At 57.9% G+C, this 20,069-nt stretch carries 17 protein-coding genes and 1 tRNA gene; 14 read left to right on the top strand and 4 right to left on the bottom strand.

Annotated features, from left to right (window positions below; translation table 11 throughout):
- The first annotated feature begins 6 nt into the window (after positions 1-6).
- Positions 7-3,198 (top strand): efflux RND transporter permease subunit, encoded by a 3,192-nt coding sequence (locus ADJ74_RS00460; protein ID WP_050341034.1) that lies wholly within the window; start codon positions 7-9, stop codon positions 3,196-3,198.
- A 70-nt stretch (positions 3,199-3,268) separates the two neighbouring features.
- On the opposite strand, the gene ADJ74_RS00455 is transcribed toward ADJ74_RS00460, so the two are convergent.
- Genes ADJ74_RS00455 through ADJ74_RS00445 form a run of 3 tightly spaced genes read right to left on the bottom strand, consistent with a single transcriptional unit; the run spans position 3,269 to position 4,862 of the window.
- On the bottom strand, positions 3,269-3,601 hold the full coding sequence (locus ADJ74_RS00455) for a branched-chain amino acid transporter permease (RefSeq protein WP_050341032.1): 333 nt from the start codon (positions 3,599-3,601) through the stop codon (positions 3,269-3,271).
- Positions 3,598-4,308, bottom strand: a complete 711-nt coding sequence (locus ADJ74_RS00450) for an AzlC family ABC transporter permease (protein ID WP_050341030.1) — start codon at positions 4,306-4,308, stop codon at positions 3,598-3,600. The genes ADJ74_RS00455 and ADJ74_RS00450 overlap by 4 nt, the downstream gene beginning before the upstream one ends.
- The gene (locus tag ADJ74_RS00445) at positions 4,305-4,862 is read right to left on the bottom strand and encodes a DNA-3-methyladenine glycosylase I (protein WP_172664492.1); all 558 of its coding nucleotides are present in this window, start codon (positions 4,860-4,862) and stop codon (positions 4,305-4,307) included. The genes ADJ74_RS00450 and ADJ74_RS00445 overlap by 4 nt, the downstream gene beginning before the upstream one ends.
- Before the next feature lie 261 nt (positions 4,863-5,123).
- Between ADJ74_RS00445 and ADJ74_RS00440 the strand changes: the two genes are divergently transcribed.
- The 10 genes from ADJ74_RS00440 (at position 5,124) to ADJ74_RS00395 (ending at position 17,118) form a co-directional block, all read left to right on the top strand.
- Positions 5,124-6,119 carry an ABC transporter substrate-binding protein gene (locus ADJ74_RS00440; protein WP_050341026.1) on the top strand — a complete coding sequence of 332 codons (996 nt, stop codon included), beginning with the start codon at positions 5,124-5,126 and terminating at the stop codon, positions 6,117-6,119.
- 24 nt (positions 6,120-6,143) lie between these two features.
- Positions 6,144-7,130: an ABC transporter substrate-binding protein gene (locus ADJ74_RS00435; RefSeq protein WP_050344134.1), complete on the top strand. Its 987-nt coding sequence runs from the start codon at positions 6,144-6,146 to the stop codon at positions 7,128-7,130.
- A 224-nt stretch (positions 7,131-7,354) separates the two neighbouring features.
- Entirely contained in the window at positions 7,355-8,236 is an 882-nt protein-coding gene (locus ADJ74_RS00430) for an ABC transporter permease (RefSeq protein WP_050341024.1), read from the top strand.
- Positions 8,236-9,030 (top strand): ABC transporter ATP-binding protein, encoded by a 795-nt coding sequence (locus ADJ74_RS00425; RefSeq protein WP_009442419.1) that lies wholly within the window; start codon positions 8,236-8,238, stop codon positions 9,028-9,030. The genes ADJ74_RS00430 and ADJ74_RS00425 overlap by 1 nt, the downstream gene beginning before the upstream one ends.
- A gap of 411 nt (positions 9,031-9,441) precedes the next feature.
- Entirely contained in the window at positions 9,442-10,986 is a 1,545-nt protein-coding gene (locus ADJ74_RS00420; RefSeq protein ID WP_050341023.1) for a TerB N-terminal domain-containing protein, read from the top strand.
- Complete coding sequence (locus tag ADJ74_RS00415) at positions 10,973-12,298, top strand: ATP-binding protein (protein WP_050341021.1); 1,326 nt, start codon at positions 10,973-10,975, stop codon at positions 12,296-12,298. The genes ADJ74_RS00420 and ADJ74_RS00415 overlap by 14 nt, the downstream gene beginning before the upstream one ends.
- Entirely contained in the window at positions 12,295-14,550 is a 2,256-nt protein-coding gene (locus ADJ74_RS00410) for a DEAD/DEAH box helicase (RefSeq protein WP_050341019.1), read from the top strand. The genes ADJ74_RS00415 and ADJ74_RS00410 overlap by 4 nt, the downstream gene beginning before the upstream one ends.
- A 15-nt stretch (positions 14,551-14,565) precedes the next feature.
- Positions 14,566-14,650 (top strand) — tRNA-Leu (locus tag ADJ74_RS00405).
- A 216-nt stretch (positions 14,651-14,866) separates the two neighbouring features.
- The gene (gene amrA / locus ADJ74_RS00400; RefSeq protein ID WP_050341017.1) at positions 14,867-16,264 is read left to right on the top strand and encodes an AmmeMemoRadiSam system protein A; all 1,398 of its coding nucleotides are present in this window, start codon (positions 14,867-14,869) and stop codon (positions 16,262-16,264) included.
- A gap of 35 nt (positions 16,265-16,299) precedes the next feature.
- Positions 16,300-17,118 (top strand): class I SAM-dependent methyltransferase, encoded by an 819-nt coding sequence (locus ADJ74_RS00395; protein ID WP_050341015.1) that lies wholly within the window; start codon positions 16,300-16,302, stop codon positions 17,116-17,118.
- Between the two features lie 59 nt (positions 17,119-17,177).
- Here the strand turns inward: ADJ74_RS00395 and ADJ74_RS00390 are convergent, their stop codons facing one another.
- A complete protein-coding gene (locus ADJ74_RS00390; protein ID WP_009442412.1) occupies positions 17,178-17,390 on the bottom strand; it encodes a DUF1858 domain-containing protein in 213 nt (70 codons plus the stop codon).
- 219 nt (positions 17,391-17,609) lie between these two features.
- On the opposite strand from ADJ74_RS00390, the gene ychF reads away from it, so the two are divergent.
- The 3 genes from ychF (at position 17,610) to ADJ74_RS00375 (ending at position 20,042) form a co-directional block, all read left to right on the top strand.
- A complete protein-coding gene (gene ychF / locus ADJ74_RS00385; protein WP_050341013.1) occupies positions 17,610-18,716 on the top strand; it encodes a redox-regulated ATPase YchF in 1,107 nt (368 codons plus the stop codon).
- 151 nt (positions 18,717-18,867) lie between these two features.
- A complete protein-coding gene (locus ADJ74_RS00380; protein ID WP_039981535.1) occupies positions 18,868-19,821 on the top strand; it encodes a magnesium transporter CorA family protein in 954 nt (317 codons plus the stop codon).
- Positions 19,818-20,042 (top strand): hypothetical protein, encoded by a 225-nt coding sequence (locus tag ADJ74_RS00375; RefSeq protein ID WP_050341011.1) that lies wholly within the window; start codon positions 19,818-19,820, stop codon positions 20,040-20,042. Before ADJ74_RS00380 ends, ADJ74_RS00375 begins: the two co-directional genes overlap by 4 nt.
- The last annotated feature ends 27 nt before the right edge of the window (positions 20,043-20,069 follow it).

Raw genomic sequence — 20,069 nt, 5'->3', positions numbered from 1 at the left:
AATCCGTTGGCAAAATTTTTCATTCACCGACCGATCTTTGCGATTGTAATCGCCCTGATCATTGTTATCGTCGGAACGCTGGCTGGGTTTTCGCTGCCAATTGCGCAGTATCCGCAGATTTCTCCGCCGACGGTTTCGGTGTCGGCATCCTATACGGGCGCGAGTGCCGCCGTTGTCAATGAGACGGTCGCACAGGTCATCGAGGAGCAGATCAACGGCACACAGGGAATGGACTACATGAGCTCCACCTCTGATGATACCGGACGCTACAGCCTCTCTGTCACCTTTGATGTCGGTACGGACGGCGATATGGACGCGGTCAAGGTGCAGAACAACGCCGCCGGTGCCAACGCGAGCCTGCCCTCCGCGGTGCAGTCTGCAGGGGTCACAACGCGTAAATCCTCGGGGCAGATGGCGTACTTTCTTTCGATGTACTCCGAGGACGGCAGGTATGACCGTGCCTTTATGAAGAACTACGCGACGCTCTACTTCCTCGATGCGATCAAGCGCATCAGCGGCGTCGGCGACGTGCAGGTCTTTGGCGCGGACTATGCGATGCGCGTCTGGCTGAATCCCGACCGCCTCGCTGAGCTCGGACTGACCGTCGCAGACATCACGGCGGCGATCAAGGAGCAGAACGTGCAGGCTCCTGCCGGAACCGTCGGCGGTATGCCGGCAGAGAATGGGCAGGAAAAACAGTTTACGGGCAAGGTGCAGGGACGCCTGACGACGCCGGAGGAGTTCGGCAACGTCATCATCGCCTCGGGCAAGGACGGCTCGTTCGTCCGCCTGAAGGATGTGGCACGCATCGAGACGGGCGAGCGGCAGAACAATATCGTCGCGAAGTTCAACGGCTACCCTGCCGTCGGTTTCGGTATCCGGCTCACCTCGGATGCGAATGCGATGATTACCCTTGCCGAGGTACGCAAGGTGCTTGCGGAGGCGGAGAAGACGTTCCCGCCCGGGCTCAAGATGAAGTCGGTCTTTGACAGCACGGACTACATCAATGCCTCCATCAAAGAGGTTGTTCACACCTTCGTCGAGGCACTGCTGCTCGTCGTGCTCGTCATCTTCGTCTTTTTGCAGAGCTGGCGCGCAACGATTATCCCGCTGCTCGCCGTGCCGGTCTCGCTCATCGGTACATTCGGCACATTCGTCCTCTTGGATTTTTCCATCAATACGCTGACGCTCTTTGCGATGGTGCTCGCCATCGGTCTCGTCGTCGATGATGCCATCGTCGTTATTGAGAACGTAGAGCATCACATGGAGAGCGGACTCTCGCCTGTGGACGCAACAGAGCGTGCCATGGCAGAGGTACAGGGGCCGGTTGTGGCGATCGCCTTCGTCCTTGCGGCTGTCTTTGTCCCCGTCGCCTTCTTGGGCGGCATGATGGGCGTGCTCTACAAGCAGTTCGCTCTGACCATTGCGATCGCGATGGCACTCTCCGCCTTCGTTGCCCTGACGCTGACGCCCGCACTCTGTGCGCTGATGCTGAAGCCAAAGAAAGAGAGCGATTCGGAAGGAGTACTCGACCGTTTCTTTGCTTGGTTTAACCGTGTCTTTGACCGTACGCGCAAGGGCTATGTCGGCATTGTCTCAAGATTCATCCGCAAGGCGCGCACGGCCGTCGTATTCCTGCTCATCGTCTGCGGTCTGACTGCCATCATCTATCGCAACCTTCCATCTACGTTTGTCCCCGATGAGGATCAGGGCCATCTGCTGATCGCCATCCAGCTCCCGTCCGGGACATCCACGAATCAGACGCAAAAGGTTGTGGACAAGATCCAGCAGGCGGCGCAGAAGGAGATCAAGGGGCAGGATGCCGTCATGTCGATCAACGGCTTTGACATTCTCGCCGGCGGTGCAAACTCCAACGGCGCGGTTGTCTTCGTCGGTATGAAGGATTGGTCGCAGCGCCCTGGGATGGGCGAGTCCGTCGCCGCCGCCGTCGGAACGATGTTCCGCGTGGGGGCAATGGAGGCACCGGAGGCAACCGTCGTCGCCATCAACCCACCGGCACTGCCGGGACTCGGCAATGTCGGCGGCTGGTCGCTCCAGCTGCAGGATATGAGCGGTCACTCGGATACCGAGCTGAACGACATCGTGAATGCTGTTCTCGCCGAAGCGCGGACACGTCCTGAGCTGCAGGGTGTGCGTACCACGTTTAAGATCAATGCGCCGAGTTATCAGTATGAGATTGACCGCGAGAAGGTCAAAAACCTCGGTGTGCAGCTTTCTGATGTGTTTACGGCACTGCAGACCAACTTTGGCGGCTATGAGGTCAACGACTTTAATCAGTTTGGCCGCACCTATAAGGTCGTACTCCAGTCTGCAACGCCGTATCGTACGGAGGCAGAGGCGGCGAAGTTTATCTTTGTCCGCAATTCGGCGGGGGAGATGGTACCGCTCGATACCCTCCTGAAGCCGAAACTCACGACGGGTCCGACCCAGATCAGCCGCTTTAACGGCGCACGTTCGATCAACATACAGGGGAATGCGGCATCGGGATACAGTTCGGGCCAGGCGATGAACGCCATCACCGAGGTGGTGCAGCATCACATCAACTCCGGCTTCTCGATCGCATGGTCGGGACAGAGCCGCGAGGAGCAGAAGTCGGCGAACTCGACGATGCAGATTCTCGCGCTCGCACTGCTCTTTGTCTTCCTCTGTCTGGCGGCTCTCTATGAGAGCTGGAGCGTGCCGTTTGCCGTGCTCTTCACCGTGCCGACGGGCATCTTCGGTGCTCTCTTTGCCGAGTACATTCTTGCCGCGATCTTCGGGGCGATCGGCATTCCTGCACCGGGCTATCAGAACAGCGTCTACATGCAGATCGGTGTTATCATGGTCATCGGCCTTGCCGCGAAGAACGCCATCCTGATCGTCGAGTTCGCAAAGGTGCGCGTGGATCGCGGCATGGATCCGCTGAAGGCGGCCATCCAGGCGGCAGGACTGCGTCTGCGCCCGATCCTCATGACCTCGTTCGCGTTCATCATCGGCTGTCTGCCGCTCTGTATGGCGTCCGGTGCGGGCGCGGCGGCGCGCAACGGCATGGGTGTCGCCGTCGTTGGCGGAATGCTCTGTGCGACGGTGCTCGGCGTGTTCCTCATTCCAGTGTTCTACGTCATTGTCGACCGTATCTCGCGGATGTTCGGCATCAGCAAGAAAAATAAGACACGCACGGCGGACGATTATATGTAATCGCTGTGTGGTATGCAAAAAAGCTTCTGCACGAAGTTTTCACGCTTCGTGCAGAAGCTTTTTGCTGTCTTTATGCGGTAAATACAAACTGGACGAGGAACATATAGACCGCCGTTCCACCGCCGATGGAGAGAAGCATCTGACGGAATTTCAAATGCAGGAGTGCCGTGACGGCAATGGCAATCCCCTCAGGCAGGCCGTGCGTCCCGCTGAGGAGAGATACGTCCTTCAGGCAGTAAACGACGAGCATCCCGAAGACGGCGGCGGGGAGTACATTGCCGAGGCAGCGAACGAGCGGCGGCGTCGGTTTTTTCTCCGAGAGGAGGAGAAAGGGCAGTGCGCGCGTGAGCACGCTCGCGAGTGCACAGAGCCCGATTGTGATGCACTGCTCAGTAAAACTCATGCCGCTTCTCTCCTCTCGATGATGGGGCGCAGGATGAGGCAGCCGAGGAGGAGCATTCCCATGGTCGGCAGCATGAACGCATCCCGGCCGAACATTATGAGCGCGAGTGCAGCAGCGCCGATGCCGAGGATGCCCGTCAAATGCTGCGGGTCGTTCTTCCACTGCTCAATGAAAATCACGACAAAGAGTGCGGTCATGGCAAACTCAATGCCGGATGTGTTGATGGGAAGTGCGCTCCCGATCAGCCCGCCGAGCGTGGCCCCTGCGACCCAGTAGAGCTGGTTCAGAAGGGTGACAAAGAACATGAACCAGCCTGCGTCGATGTGCGGCGGGATCTTTGCCGTGTAGTTGATGGAGAATGACTCGTCACACATTCCGTAGATCAGGTATGGCTTTTTCCATCCCGTTCCACGGTATTTCTCCAACATGGAGATGCCGTAGAAGATATGCCGTCCCTGCACCATAAGGGCGAGCAGAAACGTTTCGAGCGGGGCAAAGGGAGCGAGGAGGAGTGCCGTGGCGATGAACTCAAGCGAACCGCCGAAGATGATGGCGCTCATCGCCATTGGGTAGAGAAATGAAAAGCCTGAGACGTTGGTATAGATGCCGTAGGCGAGTCCGAGGAAGAGAAAGCCTGCGAGGATGGGGACGGTGTAGGGAAAGGCGGCGCGCAGGGCAGCGAGCGGAACACTGGTCGACGCTTTCATGGCTGCCTCCAGTCGCACTCCTCTGCGTGTGCGGCGAGCACGCCGATTGCCTGCAGTGTCGAGTAGATCGACGTCGAGCCGACGAATTTCATCCCGCGCCGCTTCAAATCCTTTGTGATGCGGTCGGAGAGGGGTGATGTGGTGCGGAGCTCCCAGCTCTCGCGGATGGACTTCCCCTCGGTGAAGCCCCAGATATAGGCGTCGAATGAGCCGTATTCACGAACGATATCGAGAAAGACGCGGCTGTTCGTGATGCTCGCCTCGATCTTGCGGCGGTTGCGGACGATGCCCGCATCCTGCATGAGAGTATCTATCTTTCCTGCGTCGAATGCGGCGACGCGCTCCGGGTGAAATCCCTCGTAGGCACGGCGGAAATTCTCGCGCTTGTGCAGGATTGTCGCCCACGAGAGTCCCGCCTGAAATGTCTCCAAGAGGAAGAGCTCATAGAGTGCGTGATCGTCGTGGAGCGGGATGCCCCACTCCTCGTCATGGTACTTGATATAGATGGGATCCTCTGGATTGACCCATGCACATCGTCTGCATTTTTTCTCCATATATACACGCTCCATTAAGAAAAGCCGATGCCCCTAGGACTTCGGCCTTTGTCCTCTATTTCACTCTGAATTGCGATACGTCGTATTCTAGTAGGCTTGGAGTGCGTTGTCAAGGACAGCGGACAGCGCATCTTCCGTGCGATAGCAATAGATTCGATAGATTAGCGCATCATTTGACGTTATCCCACTAGCTTTTTTCTTGTTGTCCATGTATAATGAAAAAGATTCAAAATTTGATAGGAAAGAAAAGGTGGAGATTCGATGCGGATGAAAACGGCAATGAAGGCAGTTGCTCTTGGCGTCGTCGCCCTCGGGCTTCTGTCTCTCTCAGGCTGTGGGAAAAGTCAGCAGGCGAGCGGAGAGAAGACCTATAAGATCGGCGTCGTTCAGCTGGTGGAGCACAATGCGCTCGATGCGGCGAACCGTGGTTTTGTCGATGGCCTGAAGGCGCGTGGCTACGAGGAGGGGAAGAACCTCACGATCGACCGCCAGAATGCACAGGCGGATCAGTCCAATCTCCAGAATATCGCACAGCGTTTTGTCAGCGACAAGGTCGATCTGATCTGCGCGATTGCAACGCCCGCGGCACAATCGGTAGCAAATGTGACGAAGGATATCCCCATCGTCGGGACGGCGATCACGGACTATGTGAGCGCAAAGCTCGTCCAATCGAATGAGAAACCGGGCGGAAATGTGACGGGCACGAGCGATCTGAATCCGATCAAGAAACAGATCGACCTCCTTATGCAGCTCTACCCGAATGCAAAGGTCATCGGGACGGTGTACTCCTCGAGCGAGATCAACTCTGAGACGCAGATCAAGGCGATGAAGGAGTACGCGGAGTCGAAGGGGCTGACGGTACGCGCTGCGACGGTATCGACGGTCAATGACATCCCGCAGGCGGCACAGAGTCTGGTCGGTGATGTCGATGTATTCTATGAGCCGACGGACAATGTGATTTCCTCCTCGATCCCGACGCTCGTCAGCGTTACGGATGCGGCGGGCAAGGCAGTTATCTGCGCCGAGCCATACATGGTCACGGGCGGCTGTCTCGCGACCTATGGCATCGATTACTACAAGCTCGGCGTGCAGACGGGCGATATGGCGGCCGACATTCTCGACGGCAAGGCAAAGCCCGCAGATATGCCGATTGAGACGGCGCGCGACTTGACGCTGGTCGTCAGCAAGGGCAACGCAGAGCGGCTCGGACTGACGATTCCGGAGGAGGTCCTGAAGGATGCAACACTGGTGGACTGATGAATGGATGATGATGGGACGTTGATGCGGATGAATAATTGGATGAAATGTGCCGCTCTTGGACTGACGGCACTCGGACTTGTGGCGGCGGGCTGCGGACAGCAGGCGCAGCAGGGAGAAAAGACCTACAAGGTCGGAATTGTTCAGCTTGTGGAGCACAGCTCGCTTGACGACGCAAACCGCGGATTTGTTGACGGGCTGAAGGAACGCGGCTATGAGGAGGGGAAGAACCTCACGATTGACCGTCAAAATGCGCAGGCGGATCAGTCCAACCTCCAGAATATCGTTCAGCGTTTTATCAGTGACAAGGTTGACCTAATCTGTGCGATTGCAACACCGGCAGTACAGTCTGCTGCGAATGCGACGAAGGATATTCCCATCGTCGGTACGGCTGTGACGGACTACGTGAGTGCGAAGGTCGTCGCATCGAATGATGCCCCGGGCGGCAATGTGACAGGGACGAGCGATCTCGCGCCCATCGCGGAGCAGATTGACCTCCTGATGCAGCTCTATCCGAATGCCAAGACCATCGGAACGATCTACTCATCGAGTGAGATCAACTCGGAGATTCAGGTCAAGGCAATGACGGAGTATGCACAGTCCAAGGGGCTGACGGTGCGTACGGCGACGATCTCGACGGTCAACGACATCCAGCAGGCAGCGCAGAGTATGGTGAACGATGTGGATGTGTTCTATGAGCCGACGGATAATGTGATCGCATCGGCGATTCCGACGCTCACGAGCATTACGGATCCTGCGGGCAAAGGCGTGATCTGCGGTTACGTCGGTGGTGTTACGGCAGGTGCGCTTGCGACGAAGGGCATCGACTACTACAAGCTCGGCGTACAGACGGGCAATATGGCGGCGGATATTTTTGAAGGAAAGAAGCCGGCTGCGATGCCGATCGAGACGGCACATGACCTCACAGTGGTCATCAACAAGAAGAATGCAGAGAAGATCGGGCTGACGATTCCTGCGGATGTGTTAAACGGTGCGACCATTGTCGAGTAACAAGCAATCGACACAAAGAGGAACTATTGCATCCCCCCATCGGCTCGCCATGCTCGCCACTTCCCCCGTAAACGGGGGAAGCAATTTAGAAAGGTCGTAAAGCCTTCCCCGTATGACGGGGAAGGGGGACCGCGAAGCGGTGGAAGGGGCACAAGAAAGGGCTGTTATACGAGGTGAATACCTTCGTGCAACAGCTTCTTTTTACGGAGTTTGGGAGTGACATTATGGATCTCGTTGTAGCGACGGCTGCGCAGGGGGTTCTTTGGGGACTCTATGCACTGGGCGTCTATCTGACCTATCGCGTACTGGATATTGCCGACCTGACCGTGGAGGGCAGCTTCCCGCTCGGTGCAGCAGTCGCCGCCTCAATGCTGATGGCTGGCTATGCGCCGATCACTGCGATCTTTGCTGCCTGCATGGCGGGGTGTGCCTCCGGGATCGTGACGGGATTTTTCTGCACGAAACTCAAGATTCCTGCGCTGCTCGCTGGTATTTTGACCATGATCGGGCTATACTCCATCAACCTGCACGTCATGGGAAAGGCAAATCTGCCACTCCTGCAGCGTGAGACGCTGTTTACCCAGTGGAACATCTGGGGGCTTGATGCCTCGACCAATATTCTCCTCATCGGGACGGTCGTTGTTGTTCTTGCCATCCTGCTGACGTACTGGTTCTTTGGCACGGAGCTCGGGACGGCGATTCGTGCGACAGGCGCGAACCCTCACATGATCCGCGCAAACGGCGTGAACACAGATGTGATGATCGTCCTCGGACTGCTTCTCTCGAACGGGATGGTCGCGGTCTGCGGCGCCCTTGTCGCGCAGAGCAACGGCTTCGCCGACGTCGGTATGGGGACGGGCACGATCGTTATCGGACTTGCCTCCGTCATCATCGGCGAGGTGCTCTTTGGCACGCGCAGCTTTAAGAACTGGCTGATCTCCGTGGTGCTCGGCTCGGTCGTCTATCGCGCCGTCATCGCGATCGTGCTCCAGCTCGGCATGCAGCCGAATGACCTCAAGCTCTTTACGGCGATCCTCGTGGCGATTGCGCTCTCGCTCCCGCTCATTCAGGAGAAGTACCATGCAATGCGGAAGGGGGCAGAGTGATGCTGCAGATCGAGGATATTAAGAAAACATTTAACCCCGGGACGATTACGGAGAAAAAGGCGCTCTCGGGCATCAGCCTTCACCTTCGCCCCGGTGATTTCGTCACCGTGATCGGCGGCAACGGTGCGGGCAAGTCCACGCTGATGAATGCTATCGCGGGGGCGATTTCGGTCGATGCGGGGAAGATCTACATTGCGGGCGAGGACATTACGAAGTGGCCGGAGCACCGCCGTGCAAAGTTCATCGGACGCGTTTTCCAAGATCCGATGATGGGGACGGCGGCACGCATGATGATCGAGGAGAATCTCGCCATCGCGGCGCGGCGCGGGCAGACGCCGACACTCAAATGGGGCTCGACGAGTGAGATGCGCGATGTGTTTCGTGAGAAGCTCGCACGCCTGAAACTTGGTCTGGAGGATCGCCTTTCCTCGCGTGTCGGGCTTCTCTCGGGCGGACAGCGGCAGGCACTGACACTTCTCATGGCGACGCTCGTCAAGCCGAATTTGCTCCTCCTCGATGAGCATACGGCAGCCCTTGATCCGAAGACGGCGGCGAAGGTGCTGGAACTGACGCAGCAGATCGTCGCGGAGGATCAGCTGACGACACTGATGATTACGCACAATATGAAGGATGCCCTGCGCTATGGCAACCGCCTCATCATGCTGCACGAGGGACGCATTCTCTTCGATGTGCCGCAGGAGAAAAAGGAGGGGCTGACCACGCGCGACCTGCTCTCCATGTTTGAACAGGCGGCGGGCAGCGAGCTGGCGAGTGACAGCCTCCTGCTGAGCTAGGGATGCACGGATAAATTCGGCACAGCTGAATTAGCGTTGATTTTTGATCTTGCTTTGGTGCGAAATCCCGGTACCAGTGTGTAAAACAATAGGCAAACGATAGTTCTTAATTAAAACCTAACGCCCCTCACAAGACGTTTTAAAATCGCTCCGTTATAGTAATCAATGTAAGCGAGAGAGCGACGCAGGCATGCTGAACCAAACGCTTACGACCGATTCCGGTGAATCTCCTGCGGTCTTCCCTTCCGTAGGGTTCACATACATTCCCTACATTTCTTTCTCTCTATCGAAAAGCGTCTTCCGCTGCCCGGCGGGAGGCGTATTTTCTTTGCGTACAATTCTTGCCTTTTCGCTAATTCGTAGTACAATAAAAGGATGGATTCGAACGCATGAACGAGAGGAGGGAGCAATATGGTATGGGAGTGGAGGCCTGCAGACGGCAGGCATACAGGGGGGAATCTCTATGGCGATGAGGCAATCCCGCCGCAGCCGCCGGCGGAGAAAACACCGAAACTGCTCCGTGCCATGCGCTCTCTTGTCAAAACCTCGACGAACTTCTGGCAGTCCCGTTCCGAGCTTTTCCTCAAGCAGGCGCGTCTCATGGCGAACTACGAGGACGACTATGACTATCGGGGAACGGTCAATCAGTATTTCCCAACGTACGATTCGCTCACCGATCCCGAGCTGCGCGGGTATTTTGCTTGGCGGACGAAGGTGCGGCGCGGGGAGGTGGAGCGGCGGGGAATGTCCTACGTGTCGCTCTACGCCTATGAACTCCTGGCACTCGTTGGCTGCACATCGCCGATGGATGCCTATGAGCGCCTGCATATCTTCGGTCACGCCTATGGTGCTCTGGATCCGCAGATTCTGCGCTGCCTCAAGGATTGGGAGCGTGCGCTCATCATCTACTACGGGCTCAGTCCTGCGCTGTTGGAGGAGCATGATGGGGCGGTGCAGGAGCGCAGACAGGATGATGCTGTCTATGTGATGCTGCATCAAGAGGAGCATACGGCAGAGGAGATCATGGCGGCAGTGTGTACGCTTTCCTCGTATCGTTTGGAGCGCTCCAAACTTTATCGTGCACATACGGCGGAAGCGGATGCCATTGTTCTCCGCGTCCTTGCACGTGTCAAAGAATACTATGAAAAACACCGCATTTGCGATTTTTTCTCGGACTGTATCGCACATTCCTGTACGAGGTCGGTGGATCTCTTTGCGTCGGCCGTATTTCATCCGCCGCGCGCGGAGGAGGACCGCATCTATGCCGTGCATCCTCTGCGGCAGTATGAGTGCGCAGGCGGCGCATGGCAGCTGCATTCTTATGAGCGTACGGATGGTGCGGCGCAGCGTATCGGTGGGCTCCTGCGCGGGGTGGATACGCAGCTGCGCGAGCACTATGGGCTCACGGAGATTCGTCTGCCGCAGCTTCTAAAATGGCAGTGGAAGATCATCCGTGAGGAGACGGCAGAATTTTTCGCGGCACAGCGCGAGATCGAGGCACGCCGCGTTCATTTGGATTTCAGTCAGCTTGACCGCATCCGCGCCGATGCTGCTGTCACCGAGGAGCGCCTGATTGTGGATGAGGATGATGAATTGCTCCCCGTCGCAGGGGAGAACATATCACCTCTTATGCAGGAGCATTCTCCGCAACCCCCTGCAGCGCAGGATGCAGCGGCAGCGCCATATACGAATCCGCAGCAGCAGGATACACCGTCCTCGTCGTCCGTCGATCATGGCCTGACACAGGCGGAGAAGCGTCTCCTCTGTGCACTCCTCACTGGTGGGACGCTTGACTGGGTGCGCGCGGAGGGACAGATCCTCTCCGTGCTCGTGGACGGCATCAACGAGAAGCTGTATGAGGACTTTTCCGATACGGTGATTGAGGGCGAGCCGCCTGCCGTTGTGGAGGACTATCGTGATGAATTGGAAGGGCGGTACAGTCATGGCATCGAATGAAACGCGGAAGGTTCCGCGCCGCATCGCACAGACGCTCATCAATGCGCTCAAGGGGGGCGTTGTGCCGCGTGTCGGGCTTCCCTATATCACGGTGGGGCGTCGGCGTGAGATCGAGGCGCTCCTGTCGGATGTGGATATGATTGCGGAGGGCGGCGCATCCTTTCGTTTTATTATGGGGCGCTATGGGAGCGGCAAGAGTTTCCTCCTTCAGACCCTGCGCAGCTATGTGATGGCGAAGAATTTCGTCGTGGTGGACGCAGATCTCTCCCCGGAGCGCCGGCTTCAGGGAACGCGTGGGCAAGGGCTCGCAACCTATCGTGAGCTGATCCGCAATATGGCGACCAAGACGACGCCCGAGGGAGGGGCGCTCACCCTCATCCTCGACCGCTGGATCAGCCGAATCCAGCAGGAGACGGCGGACGAAACGCCGCCGGACCGTGCGAACTTCTCGGCGGCAGTGGATCGGCGCATCGCTGCGATGATTTACGGTCTGAATGATCTTGTCCACGGCTTTGATTTTACGCGTCTTTTGACGCTCTACTATCATGCTTACCGCGACGGTGACGATGCACTGCGTGCACAGGTAGCGCGATGGTTTCGCGGGGAGTATACGACCAAGACGGAGGCGCGTCATGCGCTCGGCGTGAATATCATCATCACAGATGATGACTGGTATGAGTATCTGAAGCTGTTCGCCGCATTTCTGCGGCAGGCAGGCTACGCGGGGATGCTCATCTTTATCGATGAGCTGGTCAATATCTACAAGATCCCCCATGCGATTACGCGCCAGTATAACTATGAGAAGATCCTCACGATGTATAACGACGCCATGCAGGGGCGCGCCAAGTATCTCGGGATGGTTCTCTGCGGCACGCCTGCCTGCATGGAGGATACGCGCCGCGGCGTATACAGCTATGAGGCGCTGCGCTCGCGCCTTGCCGAGGGGCGCTTTGCAGGCGAGCACCGCGATCTGCTCTCGCCCGTTATCAAGCTGTCACCCCTGACTCACGAGGAGATGCTGGTGCTGGTGGAAAAGCTGTCAGGCGTCCATGCGGAGCTGTACGGATACGAGACGACCGTCACGCAGGAGGATCTGGCGGATTTCATCCGCATCGAGTTCGGGCGTATCGGCGCAGATGACCATATTACGCCGCGTGAGGTGATTCGTGACTTCATTCAGGCACTGGATATCATCTATCAGACACCGACGCTCAAGATGGCAGATTTGCTCCTGTCGGAGAACTTTTCCTATGCCGCCAATGCGGTGGAGGGGGCGGAGGTCAGCGCGCAGTTTGCGGAGTTTGATCTATGAACGTGTTTGACCGCTATGCGCCCTGTGTCCGTGAGTACATCTACGGGCAGGATTGGCGCAGTCTGCGCGGGGTTCAGGTCGCGGCAGGCGAGGCGATCTTTGGGTCGGAGGAGCACGTCCTCCTCACCTCCTCAACGGCGTCGGGGAAAACGGAAGCGGCGTTCTTTCCGATCATCACCTTGCTGCTGGAGAGCCCTCCCAGCTCCGTCGGCTGCATCTACATCGGTCCGTTGAAGGCACTCATCAATGACCAATTTGAGCGGCTGACGCCGCTCTGCGCGACGGCGGGGATCCCCGTGCGGCATTGGCACGGCGATGTCGGCCAGACGCACAAGGCGCGGCTGATGAAGCATCCGTCGGGCATTCTGCAGATCACGCCCGAGTCACTTGAGGCGCTCCTCCTGCATCGGCATGCGGCGATCCCGAAGCTCTTCGGCGATCTGCGCTTCGTCGTGATCGACGAGGTGCATTCTCTCCTGCGCGGGGATCGCGGCGGGCAGACGCTCTGCCTGATCGAACGTCTTTCGCGTATCGCCGGTGTGCAGCCGCGCCGCATCGGGCTGTCGGCAACCATCGGCACGCCCGCAGAGACGGGGGCACTGCTTGCGGCGGGGACGGGGCGCGGGACGCTGGTGCCGGAGATCGCAGCGAAGGGAAGCCGATGGCGGCTTTCCGTGGAGCATTTCTACGTGCAGAACACGCAGGCGGGAGAAGGCCGTACGGATATTGATCTGCCCACCGCGCCGGATGCACCGACCGATATGGCACCGGAGGGGGCGGATCCGGGGATTGCCTATATCTTTGAGCATACGCGCGGGAAAAAATGTCTCGTCTTTGTCAATTCGCGCGAGGAGTGCGAGGCGGTGACGAATACCCTGCGCTCTTACTGCGAGCGCAGGCATGAGCCGGATCGGTTCCTCATCCACCACGGCAATCTCTCGGCTGCCTTTCGTGAGACGGCAGAGGCGCGCATGAAGGATGAGGAGAGCTGTCTCACGACGTGCACGACGGCGACGCTTGAGCTCGGCATCGACATCGGCAGACTTGAGCGCGCGTTTCAGATCGATGCGCCGTGGACGGTGTCGTCCTTCCTCCAGCGCATGGGACGGACGGGGCGGCGCGGGCAGCCGCAGGAGATGCACTTTGTCGTGCGCGAGGATGTTCCCGATGCACGCGCTCTCCTGCCTGCAGCGATCCCGTGGAAGCTCCTGCAGGGGATTGCCCTGATTCAGCTCTATCTTGAGGAGCGCTGGGTGGAGCCGCCGCGCCTTCATCGTCTCCCGTTCAGCCTCCTCTACCATCAGACGATGAGCACCCTCGCCTCCTGTGGCGAGCTCTCTCCACGCGCACTGGCGGAACGGGTACTCACACTGCCTGTTTTCGCACGCGTGACGCAGGAGGACTATCGCACACTCCTGCGCCATCTCCTGCAGGAGGAGCATATCCAGCGGACGGAGCGCGGCGGCCTGATCGTTGGGCTGGCAGGGGAGCGCGTCGTGCAGTCCTATCGCTTTTACGGTGTCTTTCAGGAAAACGAGGAGTACACGGTTCGCTGCGAGTCCCAGGAGATCGGAACGATTGTCACACCGCCGCCGGTCGGTGAGAAAATTGCCATTGCGGGGCATGTGTGGCGTGTACTGGAGGTGGACCGCAAGCGGCATCACGTCTACTGTGAAATGGTCAAGGGGAATGTGCCCGCGTATTTCGGCGAGTGTCCCGGGGACATCCATACGCATATCCTGCATCGGATGCGGCAGGTGCTCGCCGAGGATCTTCTCCCTCCGTATTTGCTGAAAAATGCCGCGGCGCGTCTCATGGGAGCGCGGAGGGCGGCACAGCATTCAGGGGCGGGGCGGGACGTGCTCATACCGCTCGGCGGAGCAATGTATGCACTTCTGCCGTGGCTTGGCAGCTATGCCTTTCTCGCGTTGGAGCGCTTTCTGCGGATCCGCTGTGCTGCGCGTCTTGGCCTGCGCGGGCTGGAATCCATGCGGCCGTATTTTATGCAGTTTACGATGAAGGCGTCTCCTGCCGACTTTTTCCGCATTCTCGCGGAAGAAGCTGCGGCAGACTTTACGCCGATGGAGCTTCTCTATTCGGATGAAGTGCCTGTGTTTGACAAGTACGATGAGTATCTCCCCGCGGAACTGGTACGGCGCGGATTCGCGGAGGGCGTGCTGCACACAGCAGAGATGCGGAAAACCGTTCTCTCGTGGCGGGGAGCGCGGATTGACAGTATTGCGCGTGCATGATAGAATGATTTCCATGCGGATGTGGCGGAACTGGCAGACGCGCTGGACTTAGGATCCAGTGCCGCAAGGCGTATGGGTTCGACCCCCTTCATCCGCACCATTTTGGCTTATCGGAACCGCTGACAGGATAGGGCTCAGCGCTTCCTTTCATTGTCCTCGTGGGTTCGCTGCAGGTTTATGCCGTCTTCTTTTCCTTGGCAGGACGAAGCCGCACCCATGGTGCACAGTTCCTTCCGACTGCAGTGCAGTCGGTATTTTTTTAGGGAATCACGGATGAAATGAAGCCCGTCATTTGTTGTATAGGAGTGTGAATCTTATGTCTGTTCTTGCTGCTTATGCTGTACCGCATCCGCCGCTCATTCTTCCTGCGATCGGCGCGGGACGCGAGCAGGAGATTGCGCACACCATTGACGCCTATCGTGAGGTCATGCGTGCGGCGGCAGAGCTCCATCCCGATACCGTCGTTGTCATCAGCCCGCATGCTGTCGTCTATGAGGATTACTTTCATATCTCACCGGGAGAGCGTGCGGAAGGAAATTTTGCGGCATTTGGGCATCCCGCGATCTCCGTCGGTGTCGACTATGACGAAGATTTTGTGCGGATGCTCGCCGCGACGGCGATGGATCACGATATTCCGGCGGGCACCCTCGGAGAGCGGGAGGCAGCACTCGATCACGGGACGATGATTCCGCTGGCCTTTTTGAGCGATTATCTCGGAGATGCGCCGGTCAAGGTGGTGCGCATCGGTATTTCGGGTCTGCCGGCATATCTGCACGCGCGGCTCGGTCAGTGCATTGCTGCCGTGTCGGAGCGGCTGGGGCGGCGTACGGTGTGTATCGCGAGCGGCGATCTCTCGCATCGGCTCAGTCCTGCGGCACCGAATGGTTTCGCCGCGGAGGGACCGGAGTTTGACCGCCTTTGTACGGCGTTTATGGGGGCAGGAGATTTTTTCTCCCTGCTGCAGATTCCGGGGAGCTTTGCCGAGACGGCAGGGCACTGTGGGCTGAATGGTCTCTGGGTGCTCGCCGGAGTGCTCGACGGCAGTGCGATAGAGAGCCGTCTCTGCAGCTATGAAGGCCCCTTCGGTGTCGGCTATGCAGTGGCTTCCTTTACGGTCACGGGAACGGATGAGAGCCGCGACTATACGGCACAGCTCGTTCGTGCGGAGGATGCGGCGATGGAGAAGCTGCGTGCATCGGAGGATATGTATGTACGTCTCGCGCGGGCGAGCGTGGAGCACTTTGTGCGGACGCATAGCTATGCCGCTCTGCCGCCGGATATGCCGGAGGAGCTGACGGAGGGACGTGCGGGGGTTTTTGTCTCCATCAAGAAATATGGCAAACTGCGCGGCTGCATCGGGACGTTTCTGCCCGCACAGCAGAGTCTCGCCGAGGAGATTCTCTACAATGCAGTCTCGGCAGCGGCACACGACAGCCGATTTGAGCCGATTGCCGTGGAGGAACTGGATCGTCTCGTCTACAGCGTGGATGTGCTCAGTACGCCTGAGCCGATCACGTCGGCAGAGGAACTGGATCCGCATGTCTACGGCGTTATCGTAAAAAGCGTGGCGGACCGTCGGCGCGGTCTCCTGCTGCCCGATCTCGCGGGGATCGACACGGCGGAGCAGCAGATCGCCATTGCACGGGAGAAGGCACACATCATGCCGAAAGAGCCGATTTCTCTCGCACGATTTACCGTTATTCGGCATCATTGAACAGGAGCATTTCGCCGCGGGAAAGGAGTATTTGCATGGGAGATAAGCCGGACTTTTCTTTTTGGAATGCCTGGTGGAAGGAGAAATTTCACGAACGCGTGGAGCACATACGGGCAAACCCGCAGGTGGATTATTGGGACAAGCGCGCACGGGATTTCTCCGCCATGCGCCGCAGCAACGATTATGACTACGGGCGGAAAACCTATGCGGCATTGCGGCACATTCTGAGCGCGGACGCGACGATGCTCGATATCGGCGCGGGACCCGGCTCCTTTATTATTCCCTTTGCCGAGAAGATCAAATTCGCTACGGCCGTGGAACCGTCGCATGAGATGGTCCGCCTCCTGCGGGAAAATGCCGCTGCGGCAGGAGTGTCCAACTATGCGGTGATCGAGGAGCTGGTGCAGGATCTTCCTGTCGGTGGGGCACTTGACCGTGCATTTGATCTCGTGACGGTGTCGCTCGTCTTCTGGATGTATGCGAATGTATGGCCGCTCATCCTGCAGATGGAGGCATATACGAAGGCATACTGCGCCATCGTGGCGGAGATCCCCGACAAGAAAAATCCGCGCTCGGCGAGCAGCTGTGACGTGGAGGAGTTCCAGATTCTCTACAATATGCTTGCTGCGCAGGGACGGTTCGCCAACGTGCATACGATTGACTATCGCTGTGAGCGCAGTATTGAGGATGAGCTGCGGTATCGGCTGCTCGCCTATGAGCAGTATGAGGGCGATGTCACGGATGCCGTGCGTGAGGAGCTGCACCGTGCCGTCTGCGCGGAGGCAAAGAACGGAAAATGCACTGTTGCAACGCGCTCGGCCGTGATTTGGTGGGATGTGCGGGAAATGCTCTAACAACTGCATCAAAAAAGCCGCCTCGCTGTCGTGAGGTGGCTTTTTCGTGCGTATTTTGCTTACTGTGCCGCGGCTGTCTCGCCGACCGTCTCGTTGAGCTTGTCGATGAGTGCGTCGATGTCGATGCCATGTGCCAGTGCGCCCTGCTCGATGTTTTCGAAATGTGCCGCCGCGCAGCCGAGGCAGCCCATGCCTGCGTTCATCAGAACCTCGACCGTGTCGGGGTACTTCTGCACAATCTCGATGATGCTCATATCTTTGGTAATTGCCATAATGACCTCCTATGGGAAAATACAGTGAAAAGAAGGAAGATATCCTTGACTTTTTCACATTATAGCACAAGATATAAAAATTGAAAGTACCATTTGCAACATATACGTCCATGCTGTGAAGAAAAGCGTCGGAAAACTGTGTTGGAATTGACCTGTGCATGGGTTGTGTGCTATAACATAACGTGTATATCTGTCATAACGTGTTTTGGAGGAATATCTGTGAGCAACCTTGAAGTCGGAATCGTCGGTCTGCCGAATGTGGGAAAAAGCACGCTGTTTAACGCCATTACGAAGGCGGGAGCAGAGGCGGCGAACTACCCGTTCTGCACGATTGAGCCGAACGTTGGCGTCGTGGCCGTACCGGATGCGCGTCTCAAGGTGCTGACGGATCTCTATCATTCCAAAAAGACGACGCCCGCCAGTGTGCGCTTCGTCGATATTGCAGGCCTTGTGAAGGGTGCCTCGAAGGGCGAGGGGCTTGGCAACAAGTTCCTCGAGCACATCCGCCAGGTGGATGCTGTCGCCCACGTGGTGCGCTGCTTTGAGAGCTCGGACATCACGCATGTAGAGGGCGGCATTGACCCACTGCGCGATATTGACATCATCGAGACGGAGCTGTGCCTTGCCGATCTGGAGGCGGTGGAAAAACGCCTGGCCAAGGTGACGAAACTGCTGAAATCGGGGAGCAAAGAGGCAAAGGCGGAGCATGCGGCACTGGAGCGCCTGAAGGAGGCACTCGATGCGGGGCGGCCTGCGCGCGAGGTGGAGCTCTCCGAGGAGGAGCAGGGGATCCTGCGCGATCTGAATCTCCTCACGCGCAAGCCCATCCTCTACATCGCGAATGTCGGCGAGGATGAGGCGGCGACGGCGGATACGGAGAATCCCTACGTGCAGAAGGTGAAGGAGTATGCTGCACGTACGGGCGCGCAGGTGGTGACAGTATCGGCGCGCCTCGAGGAGGAGATCGCCGAGCTCGATGACGAGGAAGCAGCGGCATTCCTCGAAGATCTTGGTCTTGCGGAGAGCGGGCTGGATCGCCTGATCCACGGTGCGTTTGCCCTGCTCGGCCTGCAGACATTCCTTACGGCGGGAGAGGATGAGTGCCATGCGTGGACGATTACGCGCGGAACGACCGCGCCGAAGGCGGCAGGAAAGATTCACACGGACTTTGAGCGCGGGTTCATCCGTGCGGAGATCGTGAACTATGACGATCTCATCTCGCTCGGCAGTGTCGCGGCAGCGCGTGACAAGGGTCTGGTGCGCCTTGAGGGCAAGGACTATGTCATGCGCGACGGTGATGTGGTGAATTTCCGTTTTAATGTTTGAGCGTAATTTCTGAGCACGATGAAAGGAAGTGAAGAGCATGGACGATACACCTTTGCAGCCTCCGCCGCATACGTGTATTTTGTCCTCCCTTCGCTGCGCAGCTATGATGCGGTGACAGCGGGGGAGGACGATCGGAAAGGAGCGTTCTCCCTTGCTGCAGATTTATAAATCCATGGAATCCGGCCCCTTGCAGGAGCTGTCACTCAAGACGCTGTCCAAAGGGGCATGGATCAATATCGTCAATCCGACGCCATACGAGCTGAAGGTCGTCAGTACCCTCACAGAGGTTGATCCCGATTTCCTGCGTTCCGCTCTCGACGATGAGGAGCGTTCGCATACGGATGTTGAGGATGACTCCGTCATGATCCTGACCAATGTCCCCGTCTATCGCGGCGAGGACAGCTACGACACACTGCCGCTTGCGATCATTCTCACGGATGAGCATGTCATCACCGTCTGTCTCGAAGAGACGCCCGTCATCGCGGAGTTCAACGAGCGGACAGCGAAGATGTTCCGCACGTACAAGCGGACGCGGTTCCTCTTTCAGATTCTCTATAAATCCGATGTGTTCTACCTGCGCTATCTGCGGCAGATCAGCAAGCTGACCGAGGAGATCGAGGATCGGCTGCGGCATGATATGAAGAACAGCGAAATCCTGCGTCTGCTGCAGCTGCAGAAGGGCCTGACGTATTTCAATGCAGCACTGCGCTCGAACGGAGCGGTGCTCGACCGCCTGATGCGCCTGCGGACGAATACCTCCCTCCATCATATCTTTCGCATGTATGAGGAGGACGAGGATCTCCTGGAGGATGTCATCATCGAGAATAAGCAGGCGCGTGAGATGGCGGATCTATACAGCACGATCTTGGCGCGTCTTGCCGATACGTTTTCGTCCATCGTCTCGAACAATCTGAACCTCGTGATGAAGTTTCTGACCGCAATTACGATTATTCTCGCCATCCCGACGGTAATCTCAAGTTTTCTAGGGATGAATGTGCCGGTGCCGTATCAGGATGATCCGACAGGCTTTCTGCGCGTGCTCATCTTCGCTGTCTGCGTATCGACGCTGGCGGTCTACCTGCTCTGGCGGAGGGATATGTTTTGATACGCGAAGCACAGCTGGATCGCGGCATCATCTTTGGTGATGCGCATACGGCGGAGTACGTATATATGCCGGGCAGCGAGGTCGGTGCGGAGCATCCGGTCTACGTGTACGAGAACGGTTCCGAACGTAGAGACATTGATCTCTCAGAGGCACTGCACCTCATCCGCGTGCGTGATCTGCGTCCGACCGCACATCCGCTCCTTGGCAGGACAAGCTGCTGAGAATGTCCCGCACGCTGCCCGAGCGGG

The sequence above is a fragment of the Selenomonas sp. oral taxon 478 genome (genome assembly GCF_001189555.1).
Lineage (GTDB): Bacteria > Bacillota > Negativicutes > Selenomonadales > Selenomonadaceae > Centipeda > Centipeda felix.
This window is presented reverse-complemented; position numbering and strand designations above follow the sequence as displayed.